Source organism: Pseudomonas californiensis (genome assembly GCF_021147775.1).
In the GTDB taxonomy this organism is placed as follows: Bacteria; Pseudomonadota; Gammaproteobacteria; order Pseudomonadales; family Pseudomonadaceae; genus Aquipseudomonas; species Aquipseudomonas californiensis.
This window is the reverse complement of record NZ_JAGTPK010000001.1, coordinates 326,749-342,705: the sequence shown is the minus strand read 5'-3', so window position 1 is coordinate 342,705 and position 15,957 is coordinate 326,749. Positions and strand designations below refer to the sequence as shown.

Below are 15,957 nucleotides of genomic sequence, written 5' to 3'. Positions count from 1 at the left end.
TTTAAAGGCGCCTCGACAGACCTCGTCAGGCGACACCATGATCGCCGCACACAACCTGATAGCCGTCAATCGTGCCCGGACAGTCAGGCGCCTGCGTGATCCACAAGCCGCCAACACAGTTGGCAAGCTGGCTTCGGCAACGGATAATGCGGAGTTTTTCCACCCGCGCATCGAAGCGCCACCGCGCTTGCGGTCGAAGAGAGCCTCATGAAAGACACTATTCGCCAGCTGATCCAACAAGCCCTGACCCGCCTCGTCACCGAGGGCGTCTTGCCAGAAGGGCTGACGCCGGCGATCCAGGTGGAAAACGCACGCGACAAGACCCACGGCGACTTCGCCAGCAATATTGCGATGATGCTGGCCAAGCCTGCCGGGATGAAACCGCGTGATCTGGCTGAAAAGCTGATCGCTGCGCTGCCTGCCGACGAACAAGTGAGCAAGGTCGAGATCGCGGGCCCCGGTTTTCTGAATTTCTTCCAGAACACCCAGGCACTGGCTTCGCGTCTGGACGCAGCCCTGGCCGACCCTCAACTGTCGGTCCGCAAGGCAGGCTCGGCCCAGCGTGTGGTCGTCGACCTGTCGGCACCCAACCTGGCGAAGGAAATGCACGTCGGCCACTTGCGCTCGACGATCATCGGCGATGGCGTTGCCAATGTGCTGTCGTTTCTCGGCGACACCGTCATCCGCCAGAACCACGTAGGCGACTGGGGCACCCAGTTCGGCATGCTGCTGGCTTATCTGCAGGAAAAACCGGCGACCAGCGATGAGCTGTCTGACCTGGAGAACTTCTACCGCGCCGCCAAGCAACGCTTCGACGAATCCGAGGAGTTCGCCGAGCGCGCTCGCGGTCTGGTGGTCAAGTTGCAGGCTGGCGATGCCGAATGCCTGACGCTGTGGAAGCGCTTCAACGAGATTTCGCTGTCGCATTGCCAGAAGACCTACGAACGCCTCAACGTCAATCTGACGCCCGCCGACGTGATGGGCGAAAGCGCCTATAACGATGACCTGGCCAATGTCGTCAATGACCTGAAGGCCACCGGGCTGCTGGTTGAAAGCAACGGTGCGCAATGTGTCTTCCTCGAAGAATTCCGCACTGCCGAAGACACCCCGCTGCCGGTTATCGTGCAAAAGGCTGGTGGCGGTTATCTGTACGCCACGACCGATCTGGCCGCTATCCGCTACCGCAGCAAAGTGCTCAAGGCTGATCGCGTGCTGTATTTCGTCGACCAGCGTCAGGCCCTGCACTTCCAGCAGGTGTTTGAAGTGGCACGCCGCGCCGGTTTCGTCCATGACGGCATGCAACTCGAACACATGGGCTTCGGCACCATGAACGGTGCCGACGGTCGTCCGTTCAAGACCCGCGATGGCGGCACCGTCAAGCTGATCGACCTGCTCGACGAAGCCGAAGAGCGCGCCTATACGCTGGTCAAGGAAAAGAACCCGGACACCGCTGAAGCCGAACTGCGAGCCATCGCCAAGGCTGTGGGTATCAGTGCCGTGAAATATGCGGACCTGTCCAAGCATCGCACCAGTGACTACAGCTTCAACTTCGATCAGATGCTGAGTTTCGAAGGCAACACCGCGCCGTACCTGCTGTATGCCTACACGCGCGTTTCCGGCGTGTTCCGCAAGCTGGGCACGCCCTTCGATGCCAGCAAGGGTCAGATCGTGCTCGACGCGCCTCAGGAGCAGGAACTGGCTGCGCGTCTGGCGCAGTTCACCGAGACACTGAATAACGTGGCCGAAAAAGGCACGCCACACGTGCTGTGTGCTTACCTGTACGACCTTGCGGGCTTGTTTTCCAGCTTCTACGAAAACTGCCCGATCCTCGGTGCCGAAAACCCTGATCAGCAACAAAGCCGCCTGCGTCTGGCAGCATTGACCGGTCGCACCCTCAAGCAAGGCCTGGATTTGTTGGGTCTGGAAACTCTGGAGCGTATGTAAGTTGGCAGTTGCGAAGAAGAAACCGGCTCCCAAGCGCGGCGCCAGCCGTTACCAGGCCCCCGCGAAGAAGCCGATTCCAGGCTGGTTGTGGCTGGCGATTGGCCTCACCGTGGGCGCGTTCGTCGTCTTTCTGATGAAGCTCGAACCCGGCGGTGAAGACGTCAAGCGGGTCAAGGCTGAAGCCAAGGCGGCTAAAATCGCCGAGGCGAACAAGACGCCGCCGAGCCCGACCGCGCCCGTCAAACCCAAGTACGACTTCTACACACTGCTGCCTGAATCTGAAGTGATCGTGCCGAACGAAGCCGTGCCTGAGAAGACGCCGCCGCCAGTGGCTCCGATTGCGCCGGTTTCGCCAGAGCAAGCGGCGAAGATCGACACGGCGCGCGCTCAAGCCGCACTCAGCGGCCTGACGCCTCCGCCAGCGCCGCCTGTCGCGACCACCAAACCGGCCGCAGTGACCACGTTCTTCCTGCAGGCGGGCTCGTTCCGCAAACAGGCTGATGCCGAGAAAGTGCGTGCGCAGATCATCCTGCTGGGCCAGACCTCAACAGTGGAATCGGGCACAGTGAAGGACGAAACCTGGTACCGCGTACTGGTCGGCCCGTTCAGCAACCGTGAACAACTGACGACTGCACAGAAACAATTGGCCGGCGGCGGATTTAGTAACTTGTTGTTGCAGCAGCGTCAGAGCCGATAAAGGCGCAGCCAGCTGCCTGAGTCGCCCGCGGGCGTTGGACGGGCGGCGTTCAGCTTGCTGACGAAGTGGCCCGTACAGGTGCCAGACATTCAATGTCTGGCACCTGACGCAATAATCAGCCGGGCGGCGCTCATTTGCCGCCAAGGTTGAAATACCTTCACCCACCCCCATATGAGTCTGCATCAGGGCATTTTCGCCCCGCTGCGTGGAGACTCTCCCCTTGACCACCATCGTTTCAGTCCGCCGTCACGGCAAAGTCGTCATGGCTGGCGACGGCCAGGTTTCCCTGGGCAACACCGTCATGAAAGGTAACGCGAAAAAAGTGCGCCGCCTGTATCACGGTGAAGTGATCGCCGGGTTCGCAGGTGCCACCGCCGACGCATTCACGCTGTTCGAGCGTTTTGAAGCCCAGCTGGAAAAACACCAGGGCCATCTGGTGCGCGCCGCCGTCGAACTGGCCAAGGACTGGCGCACCGACCGTTCGCTGAGCCGCCTGGAAGCCATGCTCGCGGTTGCCAACAAGGATGCCTCGCTGATCATTACTGGCAATGGCGACGTCGTCGAACCGGAAGACGGTTTGATCGCGATGGGGTCTGGCGGTGCGTTCGCCCAGGCTGCAGCACGCGCCCTGTTGCTCAAGACCGATCTGTCGGCACGCGAAATTTCTGAAACTGCCCTGCACATAGCCGGCGATATTTGCGTGTTCACCAACCACAACATCACCATTGAGGAGCAGGACCTCGCCGAGTAAGTCCTGACTGGCCGCACACGCTGCGGCCGCGCCGACTTCATCGTGCCAGAGGACCGTCAATCATTATGTCCATGACTCCCCGCGAAATCGTCCATGAACTCAACCGCCATATCATCGGCCAGGACGATGCCAAGCGCGCTGTTGCCATTGCCTTGCGCAATCGCTGGCGCCGCATGCAGCTGCCCGAAGAGCTGCGTGTTGAAGTAACCCCCAAGAACATTCTGATGATCGGCCCGACCGGTGTCGGTAAAACCGAAATCGCTCGTCGTCTGGCCAAACTCGCCAATGCGCCGTTCATCAAGGTTGAAGCAACCAAGTTTACCGAAGTGGGCTATGTAGGCCGCGACGTAGAGTCGATCATTCGTGACTTGGCCGATGCGGCGATCAAGCTGCTGCGTGAACAGGAAATCATCAAGGTACGTCACCGCGCCGAAGATGCTGCCGAAGATCGCATCCTCGACGCGCTGTTGCCACCTGCGCGTGTCGGCTTCAACGAAGACCCGGTGCAGAACAACGATTCCAATACCCGTCAGTTGTTCCGCAAGCGCCTGCGCGAAGGCCAACTGGACGACAAGGAAATCGAAATCGAGATCAACGAGACCGTTGGTGTCGATATTTCTGCGCCACCCGGCATGGAAGAGATGACCAACCAGCTGCAAAGCCTGTTTGCCAATATGGGCAAGGGCAAGAAGAAGAGCCGCAAGCTCAAGGTCAAGGAAGCGCTCAAGCTGGTGCGCGAAGAAGAAGCCGGTCGACTGGTCAACGAAGAAGAGCTGAAAGCCAAGGCACTGGAAGCGGTCGAGCAGCATGGCATTGTGTTCATCGACGAAATCGACAAAGTGGCCAAGCGTGGCAACTCCGGTGGCGTAGATGTGTCTCGTGAAGGTGTTCAGCGCGACTTGCTGCCACTGATCGAAGGCTGCACCGTCAATACCAAACTGGGCATGGTCAAGACCGACCACATCCTGTTTATCGCATCCGGTGCGTTCCATCTGAGCAAGCCGAGTGATCTGGTGCCTGAGTTGCAGGGCCGTCTGCCGATCCGTGTCGAGCTCAAGGCCTTGTCGCCGCAGGACTTCGAGCGCATCCTCAGCGAGCCACATGCCTCTCTGACCGAGCAATACCGCGAACTGCTCAAGACCGAAGGCCTCAACATCGAGTTCAAGCCTGACGGTATCAAGCGCCTGGCCGAGATCGCCTGGCAAGTGAACGAGAAGACCGAGAACATCGGTGCTCGTCGTCTGCATACCCTGCTTGAGCGTCTGCTTGAAGAGGTCTCGTTCAGTGCAGGCGATCTGGCAACCAGCCCGGACGCCGCGCCAATCGAAATCAACGCCGAGTACGTCAATAGCCACCTGGGCGAACTGGCGAACGACGAAGACCTGTCGCGTTACATTCTTTAAGCCGCAAGACCTGGGCTGCAAAGGGCAAACCCCTTGCAGCCCATGGTTCGAGACCGCCTCTCATGCACCGTATTCCTGTTGCCATCCAGCTGCACAAAGCGTCAAAGACTCTGACCCTGAAGTACTCGCCTGACGAGGAATATCATCTGCCAGCGGAGTTTTTGCGGGTACATTCGCCATCTGCCGAAGTGCAGGGCCACGGCCGGCCTATCCTGCAATTTGGCAAACTGGGGGTTGGTCTGACCAAGGTTGAACCGGCCGGGCAGTACGCGCTGAAGCTGGCGTTCGATGACGGCCATGACAGCGGATTGTTCACCTGGGATTACCTGCATGAACTGGGCAAGCGTCAGGAATCGCTGTGGGAAGACTATCTGCAGGAGCTGAAGAACGCAGGCAAATCACGCGACCCTTCCGAGCAGATCATCAAGCTGATGCTCTGATTCTCGCCAGAACCGATTCTCGCCAAAACCGCACCAATCTCGACTGACCGCATCGTAAAAACCAACACCTGCGTTCGGCCAGATTTCCTCTTTCCGTTGCCCCCGAACGGCCACCAACCGCTCTGGCACGCCGCCTGCCGTTTTAGGACGCGCTTTCTAATCGATTTTGTTTCAATGTTCCGCGCAGCGGTCAATGAATGACGCTGCTTGCGATTTTTTGAAATCTCGCGTAACCAATGGCTTGAGCAAGTTCCCTGCATCTGATGGATGCACACAGTGGTACACACGGCAGTGGTCGCATGAAGCGCAGCCGTTGAGGCGCACACGCGGTAGTTTGCAGGAATACGGGGATTTACCGCCAAGCCATCTTAGGTCACACGAGCAGTAGTACTGTCTATTCGCCTGTGCCGCTGTAACACAGGGAAGAAGTGTCAGTACTCGTCTCAGGACAATGGAGCGTCGTAGATGAGTAACACGAAAGACGATGACCTGCAGCGCCAGGCCTCTGAACACACCTTGAATCTCAATCCGGTGGTGGGTTTGCGGCGCAAGGATCTATTGACCACAGCCCGTATGGTCATGCGCCAGGCAATCAAGCAACCCATTCACAGCCTCAAGCACGTCGCTCATTTGAGCAGCGAACTCAGGAAGGTGGTTTTTGGCAAATCGGCCTTGCAGCCGACGCCGGATGATCGACGCTTTTCCGATCCGGCGTGGAGCCAGAACCCGCTTTACCGACGTTACCTGCAGACCTATCTGGCCTGGCGCAAAGAGTTGCACGACTGGATTGGCGGCAGCGACCTCACGCCACAAGACATCAGCCGTGCTCACTTTGTGATCAACCTGATGACCGAAGCCATGTCGCCGACCAACTCGGCGGCCAACCCTGCTGCCGTGAAGCGCTTCTTTGAAACCGGCGGCAAAAGCCTGCTGGACGGCCTGTCCCACCTGGCCAAGGACATGGTGCATAACGGCGGGATGCCGAGCCAGGTCAACATGGACGCCTTTGAGGTGGGCAAGAGCCTGGGCACCACCGAAGGCTCAGTAGTGTTTCGCAATAGCGTACTGGAGCTGATCCAGTACAAGCCGATCACCGAGCAGGTCCATGAGCGCCCGCTTCTGGTGATCCCGCCGCAGATCAACAAGTTCTACATCTTCGACCTCAGCCCTGAAAAAAGCCTCGCGCGCTTCTGTCTGCGCAGCAACGTACAGACCTTCATCATCAGTTGGCGCAACCCGACCAAGGCGCAGCGCGAATGGGGGCTTTCGACCTACATCGACGCGCTCAAGGAAGCGGTCGATGTCGTGCTCGCCATCACCGGCAGCAAGGACATCAACATGCTGGGCGCCTGCTCGGGCGGTATCACCTGTACGGCATTGCTCGGCCACTACGCAGCCCTTGGCGAGAAGAAGGTCCACGCCATGACCCTGCTGGTCAGCGTGCTCGATACCACGCTGGACACCGACGTGGCCCTGTTCGTGGACGAGCAGACGCTGGAAACCGCCAAGCGTCATTCCTATCAGGCGGGTGTGCTGGAGGGTCGTGACATGGCGAAAGTATTCGCCTGGATGCGTCCCAATGACCTGATCTGGAATTACTGGGTCAACAACTACCTGCTCGGCAACGAGCCGCCCGTGTTCGACATTCTGTTCTGGAACAACGACACCACGCGCCTGCCCGCTGCGTTCCACGGTGATTTGATCGAGATGTTCAAGAACAACCCGCTGACACGTCCCAATGCACTGGAAGTCTGCGGGACGCCGATTGACCTGAAACAGGTGACGGCCGACGTATTCTGTCTGGCGGGCACCAACGACCACATCACACCGTGGGCCTCGTGCTACAAGTCTGCGCGGCTGTTTGGAGGCAAAACCGAGTTCGTGCTGTCCAGCAGTGGCCATATCCAGAGCATTCTGAACCCGCCCGGCAACCCCAAGTCACGCTACATGACCAACAGCGAACTACCCGCCGATCCGGCCGTATGGCAGGACAACGGCACCAAGCACACCGACTCGTGGTGGCTGCATTGGCAGGTCTGGCAGACCGAGCGGTCCGGCAAGCTCAAGAAAGCCGCCACGACGTTGGGCAACAAGGCGTTCCCGGCCGGTGAGGCTTCGCCGGGGACCTATGTCCACGAACGCTAGACGCGCGACACAGGTGAAGGCGCTGCCGGCCTGAAGGGATGGACGGCAGCAACCGTCAGGCATAACGACAGTCGTAAGCAAGAGGCAACGCCTCGGTCGACCAGGTAAAAGCAGGACAGCTTTCCCAGCGGTTCAACCAACAGGGCTTTGCGTATGCCTCAACCGTTTGTATTTCGCTCCATCGACCTGGACGGTCATACCATCCGTACTGCGGTGCGGCCGGGCAAGAGCCATTTGACGCCGCTGCTGATTTTCAATGGCATCGGCGCCAATCTGGAGCTGGTGTTTCCGTTCGTGGAGGCGCTGGACCCGGACCTCGAGGTGATTGCTTTTGATGTGCCCGGGGTCGGCGGCTCATCCACGCCAAAACGTCCGTATCGCTTTCCGGGCCTCGCCAAGCTGGCGGCGCGCATGCTCGACTATCTGGACTACGGGCAGGTCAATGCGATCGGCGTGTCATGGGGTGGCGCGCTGGCCCAGCAGTTTGCGCACGACTATCCCGAGCGCTGCAAGAAGCTGGTCCTGGCGGCAACCGCCGCAGGCATGGCCATGGTGCCGGGCAAGCCTCGGGTGCTGTGGCTGATGGCAAGCCCACGTCGCTATATTCAGCCGTCCCACGTGATCCGTATCGCCCCTGAGATCTACGGCGGAGCGTTCCGGCGCGACCCCAATCTGGCTGCCAACCATGCGGCCAAAGTCCGCTCGTCCGGCAAGATGGGCTATTACTGGCAGCTGTTCGCGGGCATGGGGTGGACCAGCATTCACTGGCTGCACAAGATTCATCAGCCGACTCTTGTGCTGGCAGGTGATGACGATCCGCTGATTCCGCTGGTAAATATGCGTCTGCTGGCTTGGCGGATACCCAATGCCCAGCTACACATAATCGATGACGGGCATTTGTTCCTGATTACCCGAGCCGAAGCTGTGGCTCCGATCATCATGGGGTTTCTGCAACAGGAGCGACAACGCGCCGTCATGCACCCCCAACCCACACCACCCAGAACGCGTTGAATCCGTCCTTCACGGTCGCAGGTACTGGGCGCTTCGAGAATAAAACCGCTTCACCGACTGCGCCAGAGACAGGAGTGTCGAACCGCGCAGAACGACGCAGGCCGCCAGAACGGAGGCATGCGCCAGCCCATGGGTTGATGGCTTGACGAAGGAGTGTTCGCCTCATGCAAGAAAAACCAGCGAAGGTGGCCGAAATGACATCGGCCGCTTTCATCAACGCGCAAAGCGCGATGACCGGTCTGCGCGGACGGGATCTGCTTTCCACATTGCGCAACGTTGCCGCCCAAGGCTGGCGACACCCTCTTCGCAGTGCACGCCACGCCCTGGCGCTGGGCACTCAGGTGGGCCGCGTGGTGTTGCTGGGCGAAACGCCCCACTCTCCCAACCCGCGAGATACGCGCTTCGCAGACCCGACCTGGAGCCTCAACCCGGTTTATCGCAGAGGGCTGCAGGTTTATCTGAGCTGGCAACACCAGGTCAAACACTGGATCGATGAAAGCGACCTTTGCGCAGATGATCGCGCCAGAGCGCATTTCCTGTTCACGCTGATCAACGACGCCCTGTCTCCGTCCAACAGCCTGCTCAATCCGCTGGCCCTGAAAGAACTCTTCAACTCGGGTGGCTCCAGCCTGATCAAGGGCCTGAGCCACATGGCCGACGATCTGCTGCACAACAACGGGCTGCCCAGCCAGACCACGCGCAACGCCTTCGAAATAGGTAAAACCGTTGCCGCAACCCCTGGCGCGGTGGTGTTTCGCAACGAGATGTTCGAGCTGATCCAATACAAACCGATGAGCGAAAAGCAGTTCAACCGGCCCATGCTGATCGTCCCGCCGCAAATCAACAAGTACTACATCTTCGACCTGAGCCCCACCAACAGCTTTGTTCAATACGCGCTCAAGAATGGTCTGCAGACGTTCGTCATCAGTTGGCGCAACCCGGACGTGCGACATCGGGAATGGGGGCTTTCCAGCTACGTCGAGGCGGCCGAACAGGCCATGAACGTGTGCCGCGCCATTACCGGCGCCCGCGAGGTCAATCTGGTGGGTGCCTGCGCAGGCGGCCTGACCATCGCCGCCTTGCTCGGTCATTTGCAAACCAAGCGTCAGCTGCGTCGGGTGGCCAGCGCAACTTACATGGTCAGCCTGCTGGACAGCCAGATCGAAAGCCCTGCCACGCTGTTCGTGGATGAGGAAGCGCTGGAAGCGGCCAAGCGCCGCTCGTATCAGCGCGGCGTGCTGGAAGGCAGTGAAATGAACCGGGTGTTTTCATGGATGCGTCCCAATGATCTGATCTGGACTTACTGGATCAATAACTACCTGCTGGGCAAAGCGCCTCCGCCATTCGACATCCTGTACTGGAACAATGACACCACACGCCTGCCCGCCGCCTTGCATGGCGACCTGCTGGACTTCTTCAAGCACAACCCACTCACCCATCCGGGCGGGCTGGAGGTATGTGGTACGGCCATCGACCTGCAGAAAGTCAATGTGGACAGCTTCAGCATCGCCGGCATCAACGACCACATCACGCCGTGGGACGCGGTGTACCGATCAACGCTGCTGCTGGGCGGCGAGCGACGCTTTGTGCTGTCCAACAGCGGCCACGTGCAAAGCATCCTTAATCCGCCGGGCAACCCCAAGGCCAACTATGTAGAGAACGGCAAGCTCAGCAGCGATCCGCGGGCCTGGTATTACGATGCGCAGCATCAGGACGGCAGCTGGTGGCCAACCTGGTTGAAATGGCTCCAGGAGCACTCCGGAGCAGAGCGCGAAACCCGAACCGAGCTGGGCAACACGAGCTTTCCGCCGATGGAGGCAGCGCCGGGTACGTATGTCCATGTGCGTTGATACTCAGGCGTTGACGTCGCAGCACGACAGTTCACAGGGGCAGAAAAGGCAGCAGCCACTCGCAGGCGGCCTTGCCTCACGCTTACAGACGCCGAACTTCTGAACCTCAAACAAGTAGACCGGATGAAGACCCGCGACCGTATCCTCGAATGTGCGCTGACACTGTTCAATCAGCAGGGCGAGCCCAATGTCTCGACTCTGGAAATCGCCAATGAAATGGGCATCAGCCCTGGCAACCTCTATTACCACTTCCATGGCAAGGAGCCTCTGATACTGGGCCTGTTCGAGCGTTTTCAGACCGAACTGACGCCCCTGCTCGACCCACCGCCCGATGCAAGGCTCGAAGCCGAAGACTACTGGCTGTTTCTGCACTTGATTGTCGAGCGCCTGTCGCATTACCGGTTCCTGTTTCAGGACCTTTCCAATCTGGCAGGACGCCTGCCCAAGCTGGCTCGCGGAATACGCAACCTGCTCAACGCGCTCAAGCGAACCCTGGCTTCTCTGTTGGCCCGCCTGAAATCACAGGGGCAACTGGTCAGCGAAACCCAGGCCCTGGGGCAACTGGTGGAGCAGATCACCATGACCCTGTTGTTTTCACTGGATTACCAACGAATTCTGGGCCGCGAAGGTGACGTCCGTGTGGTGGTCTACCAGATCATGATGCTGGTCACCCCGCACCTCTTGCCGACCACGCGGCAGGCCTCCGAACAGATGGCGATGCAGTACCTGAGCCGGTAAGTCGCCAAGGAGCGCATTGGCGCGGCGACAAAAAAGCCCGGCGTGCTGGGCAGGCCGGGCTTCTGATTGCAGCCAGTATCAGGACTGGCTGGCAGGTGCTTCAGACACCGGAGTGGAGGTCGGGGCCGGTGCTGGCGCCGAACTGGCTGCCGGGGCCGCGGCTACCGCTGGTTTGGCTACCGGTTTTTTCGCCGCAGGCTTTTTAGGCGCTGCTGCTTTCGGTGCCGCTGCTTTCGTTGCAGTCGGCTTGGCTACGGCCTTGGCCTTGCTGGCGGTCGTTGTAGCAGCCTTGTTGGCTGCAGCAACCGGCTTGGCAGCCGCTTTCTTGACCGCTGGTTTGGCCGCTGCGGTTTTGTCCGCTACCTTGTCAGCCGCTTTGGCGACCGGCTTGGCCGCTGCCTTGACGAGCGGTTTGGCCGCTGTCTTTGGAGCAGGTTTGGCCGCCACTGGACGCGGAGGCACGGGCCTGGTCTTCTCGCCGGTCAAGCGCTCGATGTGCTGGGTCAGTTGGTCGACCTTGGCATGCAACGCCTGGACTTCGTTACGGCTCGGCACACCCAGGCGCGAAATGGCACTGTTCAAGCGCTTGTCGAAAGCGCCTTCCAGTTCATTCCATTTGCCAATGGCGAGGTCTTTCACATCGCCTACGCGCGACTTGCCCGCCTTGGCAGTGTCCTTGACTTCGTCGATCTGCTTTTGCGCTTCGGCCTTGGTCTGCTTCTCGGCCTTTTCGCCGTCTTTCACCAGTGTCTCGAACAGCTTGTTGCCGTCATTGCTTATCTTGGAATACGCGCCCAAACCAGCCAGCCAGATTTGGCGAGAGTATTTCTCGACTTCGCCAATCCAGGAACTGCCGTCTTTATCGATTTTTTTCTTGCCAGCCATCCTGCTCTCCTTATTGTCCAGACTCGGAACGCTCGAGCCGTTTGGTCTCGGAGCGTTCGAACGTTTTAGGCCCGACACGTTCAAGCAATGCCGTCAGCTCATCGAGCTTAGCAGAGAGCGTGTCAACATCATGTTTAGATGGGATACCGATACGGTTCAAGGCTTTTGCGACGCGACGGTCAAAAGCACCTTCGATTCGGTCAAGTTGCGCTTCAACGCGGCCCTTGGCGCCCGAAACTTCGCCCTTGAGCGAATCGATTTCGCTATTGGCGGCTTCAAGCTTTTCGTCGATGGCCTTGCGGGCCTGGTTCTCGGTCTGCTCGCCGGTCTTTATCAGATCCTTGACGTACTGAGTGCCTTCCTCGTTGACCCTGGAATAGGCGCCCAGGCCAGCCAGCCAGATTTTGCGGGCATACAGTCTGACTTCGGAAAAGGTAGAAGCCTGTTGCTCTTCGATGTTGATCTTCGTAGTGACTCTGGCCATGGTGCACCTCATGCTCGAAAGTTGAAGGAACCGCCCTCCTGGGGCATGGGCTCAAGCTACGGAGAAAAATTAGAAAGCTCACCCTAGGGTCAAGAAAAACGTCGCCCGCCAAGGCTGGGGCAGACAGGAGAACAGGCGGGAGTCAGAAAATGGTCAGGCCGCCAGTGCCTTGTCCAGCACGCGCTCGACTTCGGACTTGATCGAGCCGCTCATGGTCGACAGGATGAAGTTCAGGTCGATATTGATTCGGATCAGCGCCTCTTCGACTTCAACCTTGCCCTTGGCGCCCTTGCCTTCCAGCTTGACGGTATCGCCCGCCCACTCATGCGCCAGGCCATACTTGTCGGCCAGTTTCTGCACGAGTTGCTCTGCTCTCTCGCGCGCCTCTTCCCGGCCCAGGGAGTGTGGGCGTTCAACGGTTATCTTCGCCATTGGAGAGTTCCTTGATCATCGGATGAATTGCGGCGCAACTATATACACCCGCCTGCATCCAAGAAAGCGTTGGCAGTGAGCCTTGTCAAGACAAAGCCAGCCTTGGCGATTAGAATGGCCCGCACTCTATTCCGGTGAAGCGATATGAACGATCAGCGCAAAGGCAACGATGCCGAACCTACTACTCACTTCGGTTACAAGAACGTACCGGAAAGCCAGAAGGCTGAGAAAGTCGCTGAGGTTTTCCACTCGGTAGCGGCCAAATACGACTTGATGAACGACCTGCTGTCCGGCGGCATGCACCGGCTGTGGAAGCGGTTCACCATCGAGCTGTCAGGCGTGCGCACCGGTAACCGTGTGCTGGACATCGCCGGCGGTACGGGCGACCTGGCGCGCAAGTTCTCCAATCTGGTCGGTCCTACCGGCCAGGTGGTGTTGGCCGACATCAACGAGTCCATGCTCAAGGTCGGTCGCGACCGCCTGCTGGACCTGGGTGTCTCGGGCAACGTGGAATTCGTCCAGGCGGACGCTGAAAAGCTGCCCTTCCCTGACAACCATTTCGATTGCGTGACCATCGCTTTCGGCCTGCGCAACGTGACGCACAAGGAAGACGCTCTGCGCTCCATGCTGCGCGTGCTCAAGCCCGGCGGTCGCCTGTTGGTGCTGGAGTTCTCCAAACCGACCAATACGTTCATGACCAAGGCTTACGACGCCTACTCGTTCGCCTTCATGCCGTTGATGGGCAAGCTGGTGACCAACGATTCGGAAAGCTACCGCTATCTGGCCGAGTCGATCCGCATGCACCCCAATCAGGAAACGCTGAAGTCAATGATGGTAGAGGCCGGTTTCGACCGCGTGACCTATCACAACATGACGTCCGGGATTGTGGCTCTGCACCGCGGTATCAAACCCTGATGCTGCTTCGGGGGCTGCTCGCCAGCGTCGAGCACGGTATCAATCGCGTGTTGCGCCTGGACAGCACTGCATTGCCGCGTCTGGCTTCGCTGTCAGGCCACGTGATCAAGATCGACTGCCGCGATCCGTCCCTGAAAATCTTTATCCTGCCCAGCGATGAAGGCTTGTTACTGGCTGCCGACTGGGCCGCTGATGCCGACTGCACACTGCGGGCACCAGCATCCAGTCTGTTGCGTCTGGCACTGAGCAAGGACAAGACCGCGATCCTGCACGGCCCGGACGTCGAGCTGGATGGCAACAGCGGCGTGCTGCTGGAACTGTTCGGCATTCTTCAGGATCTCGAGCTGGACTGGGAATACGAGCTGTCCCGCTGGCTCGGACCGGTTGCCAGCCCTTTGCTCACCGGCCATCTGCGAAACAGTGCGCGCTGGACCCGTGACAGTGTCGCGAGCATCAGCCAGAACGCTGCCGACTTCCTGAGTGAAGAATCGCGTACGCTGGTGGGCAAACATGAAGCAGAAGCCCGTTTTGCCGAACTCGATCAGATCAAACTCGATCTTGAACGCCTCGAGGCGCGCTTTGCACGCCTTGCCCACTCCCTCAATACCAGCGATAACGCATGAAGCTGCTTGCCGTCCGCCGTCTGTTTCGCATTCAACGTGTCGTTATCCGCTACCGCCTTGATGACCTGTTGTTCGCCCTGCCTTTGCCGTGGTGGCTGCTGGCCGTGCGCTTCGTGCTGCCCTGGCGCTGGCTGCCGCGCAGCAAGGCTGAGCTGAGCCGCGGCGAACGCTTCCGCCTGGCGCTTCAGGACCTTGGGCCGATTTTCATCAAGTTCGGGCAACTGCTGTCGACCCGACGCGACTTGCTGCCCGAGGACATCGCCGACGAATTGATGCTGCTGCAGGACCGCGTACCGCCCTTCGATCAGAAGCTGGCGATCAAGCTCATCGAAGAACAGCTGGGCGCACGAATCTGTGACGTGTTCAGCCGCTTCGACGAAACACCCCTGGCCTCGGCGTCAGTGGCACAGGTTCACGCTGCGCGGCTGAAAACCGGCGAAGAGGTGGTGGTCAAAGTGGTTCGCCCCGGCCTGAAACCGATCATCGGTCAGGACCTGGCATGGCTGTTCATTCTCGCCCGCACCGCTGAGCGGGTGTCTGCGGACGCACGCCTGTTGCACCCGGTGCAGGTGGTTCTGGATTACGAAAAGACCATCTACGACGAGCTGGACCTGCTGCGCGAGGCGGCGAACTCCAGCCAGCTGCGCCGTAACTTCGAGGGCTCGGACCTGCTCTACGTGCCGCAGGTGTACTGGGACTGGTGCCGCCCCAAGGTACTGGTAATGGAGCGTATCTACGGCGTTCAGGTCACCGACCTGGCGACGCTGGCCGATCAGCGTACCGACATGAAACTGCTGGCTGAGCGTGGCGTGGAAATCTTCTTCACGCAGATCTTTCGCGACAGTTTTTTCCACGCCGACATGCACCCCGGCAATATTTTCGTCAGCACCGTAAACCCGTGGAGCCCCCAGTACATCGCCATCGACTGCGGAATTGTTGGCAGCCTGACACCTGAAGATCAGGATTACCTGGCGCGTAACCTCTTTGCTTTTTTCAAACGCGATTACCGTCGAGTTGCGCAGCTGCACATCGATTCGGGCTGGGTACCTGCCGAAACCAAACTCAATGAGTTCGAAGCCGCGATCCGTACGGTGTGCGAGCCGATCTTCGAAAAACCGCTCAAGGACATTTCCTTCGGCCAGGTGCTGATGCGCCTGTTCCAGACCGCGCGCCGCTTCAACATGGAAGTGCAGCCGCAACTGGTTCTGCTGCAGAAAACCCTGCTCAATATCGAAGGGCTCGGCCGTCAGCTGTACCCGGACCTGGATTTGTGGAGCACTGCCCAGCCGTACCTGGAGCGCTGGATGCGTGAGCGCGTCAGCCCGAAAACCCTGCTGGGCAATCTGCAATCCCAGGTCGAGCAGCTGCCGCACATTGCAGGCATGACGCGTGATCTGCTCGAGCGCATGTCCCGTCCGCACGCCAATGAGCCACCGCCGCCATGGCGCGAACGCAGCGATGGCTGGGCTCTGCGCCTGATAGGCGCGGCCTTGCTGGTCGGCGGCGCTGTCCAGGCTTTGGCGCTGAATGCCACCGGCGAGCCGCTGCTGATCCTTACGGCCTGGCCGTCGGCAATCATGCTGATTTCCGGTCTGTATCTGATCGTTCGCCGATAGCCAGCAGCGCATGGCACTGGCAC

At 59.5% G+C, this 15,957-nt stretch carries 16 protein-coding genes; 13 read left to right on the top strand and 3 right to left on the bottom strand.

What is annotated here, in order from left to right; genetic code table 11:
• Window positions 1–37 precede the first annotated feature (37 nt).
• The 10 genes from KDX37_RS01630 (at window position 38) to KDX37_RS01585 (ending at window position 10,979) form a co-directional block, all read left to right on the top strand.
• Window positions 38–211 (top strand): hypothetical protein, encoded by a 174-nt coding sequence (locus KDX37_RS01630; protein WP_231650890.1) that lies wholly within the window; start codon window positions 38–40, stop codon window positions 209–211.
• Entirely contained in the window at window positions 208–1,944 is a 1,737-nt protein-coding gene (argS, locus tag KDX37_RS01625) for an arginine--tRNA ligase (protein ID WP_231650889.1), read from the top strand. Before KDX37_RS01630 ends, argS begins: the two co-directional genes overlap by 4 nt.
• A gap of 1 nt (window position 1,945) precedes the next feature.
• Entirely contained in the window at window positions 1,946–2,641 is a 696-nt protein-coding gene (locus tag KDX37_RS01620) for an SPOR domain-containing protein (RefSeq protein ID WP_231650888.1), read from the top strand.
• Between the two features lie 220 nt (window positions 2,642–2,861).
• On the top strand, window positions 2,862–3,392 hold the full coding sequence (gene hslV / locus KDX37_RS01615; protein ID WP_231650887.1) for an ATP-dependent protease subunit HslV: 531 nt from the start codon (window positions 2,862–2,864) through the stop codon (window positions 3,390–3,392).
• 65 nt (window positions 3,393–3,457) lie between these two features.
• Complete coding sequence (gene hslU, locus KDX37_RS01610; protein WP_231650886.1) at window positions 3,458–4,795, top strand: HslU--HslV peptidase ATPase subunit; 1,338 nt, start codon at window positions 3,458–3,460, stop codon at window positions 4,793–4,795.
• Window positions 4,796–4,857: 62 nt separating this feature from the next.
• Window positions 4,858–5,235 carry a gamma-butyrobetaine hydroxylase-like domain-containing protein gene (locus tag KDX37_RS01605; RefSeq protein WP_231650885.1) on the top strand — a complete coding sequence of 126 codons (378 nt, stop codon included), beginning with the start codon at window positions 4,858–4,860 and terminating at the stop codon, window positions 5,233–5,235.
• 465 nt (window positions 5,236–5,700) lie between these two features.
• Entirely contained in the window at window positions 5,701–7,380 is a 1,680-nt protein-coding gene (phaC, locus tag KDX37_RS01600) for a class II poly(R)-hydroxyalkanoic acid synthase (RefSeq protein WP_231650884.1), read from the top strand.
• 153 nt (window positions 7,381–7,533) lie between these two features.
• Window positions 7,534–8,391: a poly(3-hydroxyalkanoate) depolymerase gene (gene phaZ / locus KDX37_RS01595; RefSeq protein WP_231650883.1), complete on the top strand. Its 858-nt coding sequence runs from the start codon at window positions 7,534–7,536 to the stop codon at window positions 8,389–8,391.
• Between the two features lie 164 nt (window positions 8,392–8,555).
• The gene (gene phaC, locus KDX37_RS01590; protein WP_231650881.1) at window positions 8,556–10,241 is read left to right on the top strand and encodes a class II poly(R)-hydroxyalkanoic acid synthase; all 1,686 of its coding nucleotides are present in this window, start codon (window positions 8,556–8,558) and stop codon (window positions 10,239–10,241) included.
• A gap of 123 nt (window positions 10,242–10,364) precedes the next feature.
• The gene (locus tag KDX37_RS01585) at window positions 10,365–10,979 is read left to right on the top strand and encodes a TetR/AcrR family transcriptional regulator (protein ID WP_231650879.1); all 615 of its coding nucleotides are present in this window, start codon (window positions 10,365–10,367) and stop codon (window positions 10,977–10,979) included.
• A gap of 78 nt (window positions 10,980–11,057) precedes the next feature.
• Here the strand turns inward: KDX37_RS01585 and KDX37_RS01580 are convergent, their stop codons facing one another.
• From KDX37_RS01580 to KDX37_RS01570, 3 genes are all read right to left on the bottom strand, one after another.
• Entirely contained in the window at window positions 11,058–11,864 is an 807-nt protein-coding gene (locus KDX37_RS01580; RefSeq protein WP_231650877.1) for a phasin family protein, read from the bottom strand.
• A gap of 10 nt (window positions 11,865–11,874) precedes the next feature.
• Window positions 11,875–12,348 (bottom strand): phasin family protein, encoded by a 474-nt coding sequence (locus KDX37_RS01575; protein WP_231650876.1) that lies wholly within the window; start codon window positions 12,346–12,348, stop codon window positions 11,875–11,877.
• Between the two features lie 153 nt (window positions 12,349–12,501).
• A complete protein-coding gene (locus KDX37_RS01570; protein ID WP_231650875.1) occupies window positions 12,502–12,780 on the bottom strand; it encodes a polyhydroxyalkanoic acid system family protein in 279 nt (92 codons plus the stop codon).
• Between the two features lie 144 nt (window positions 12,781–12,924).
• On the opposite strand from KDX37_RS01570, the gene ubiE reads away from it, so the two are divergent.
• The 3 genes from ubiE to ubiB are packed head-to-tail and all read left to right on the top strand — an operon-like array spanning window position 12,925 to window position 15,934.
• A complete protein-coding gene (gene ubiE / locus KDX37_RS01565) occupies window positions 12,925–13,695 on the top strand; it encodes a bifunctional demethylmenaquinone methyltransferase/2-methoxy-6-polyprenyl-1,4-benzoquinol methylase UbiE (protein ID WP_231650874.1) in 771 nt (256 codons plus the stop codon).
• Entirely contained in the window at window positions 13,695–14,318 is a 624-nt protein-coding gene (locus KDX37_RS01560; protein WP_231650873.1) for a ubiquinone biosynthesis accessory factor UbiJ, read from the top strand. Before ubiE ends, KDX37_RS01560 begins: the two co-directional genes overlap by 1 nt.
• Entirely contained in the window at window positions 14,315–15,934 is a 1,620-nt protein-coding gene (gene ubiB, locus KDX37_RS01555; RefSeq protein WP_231650872.1) for a ubiquinone biosynthesis regulatory protein kinase UbiB, read from the top strand. The genes KDX37_RS01560 and ubiB overlap by 4 nt, the downstream gene beginning before the upstream one ends.
• Window positions 15,935–15,957 lie beyond the last annotated feature (23 nt).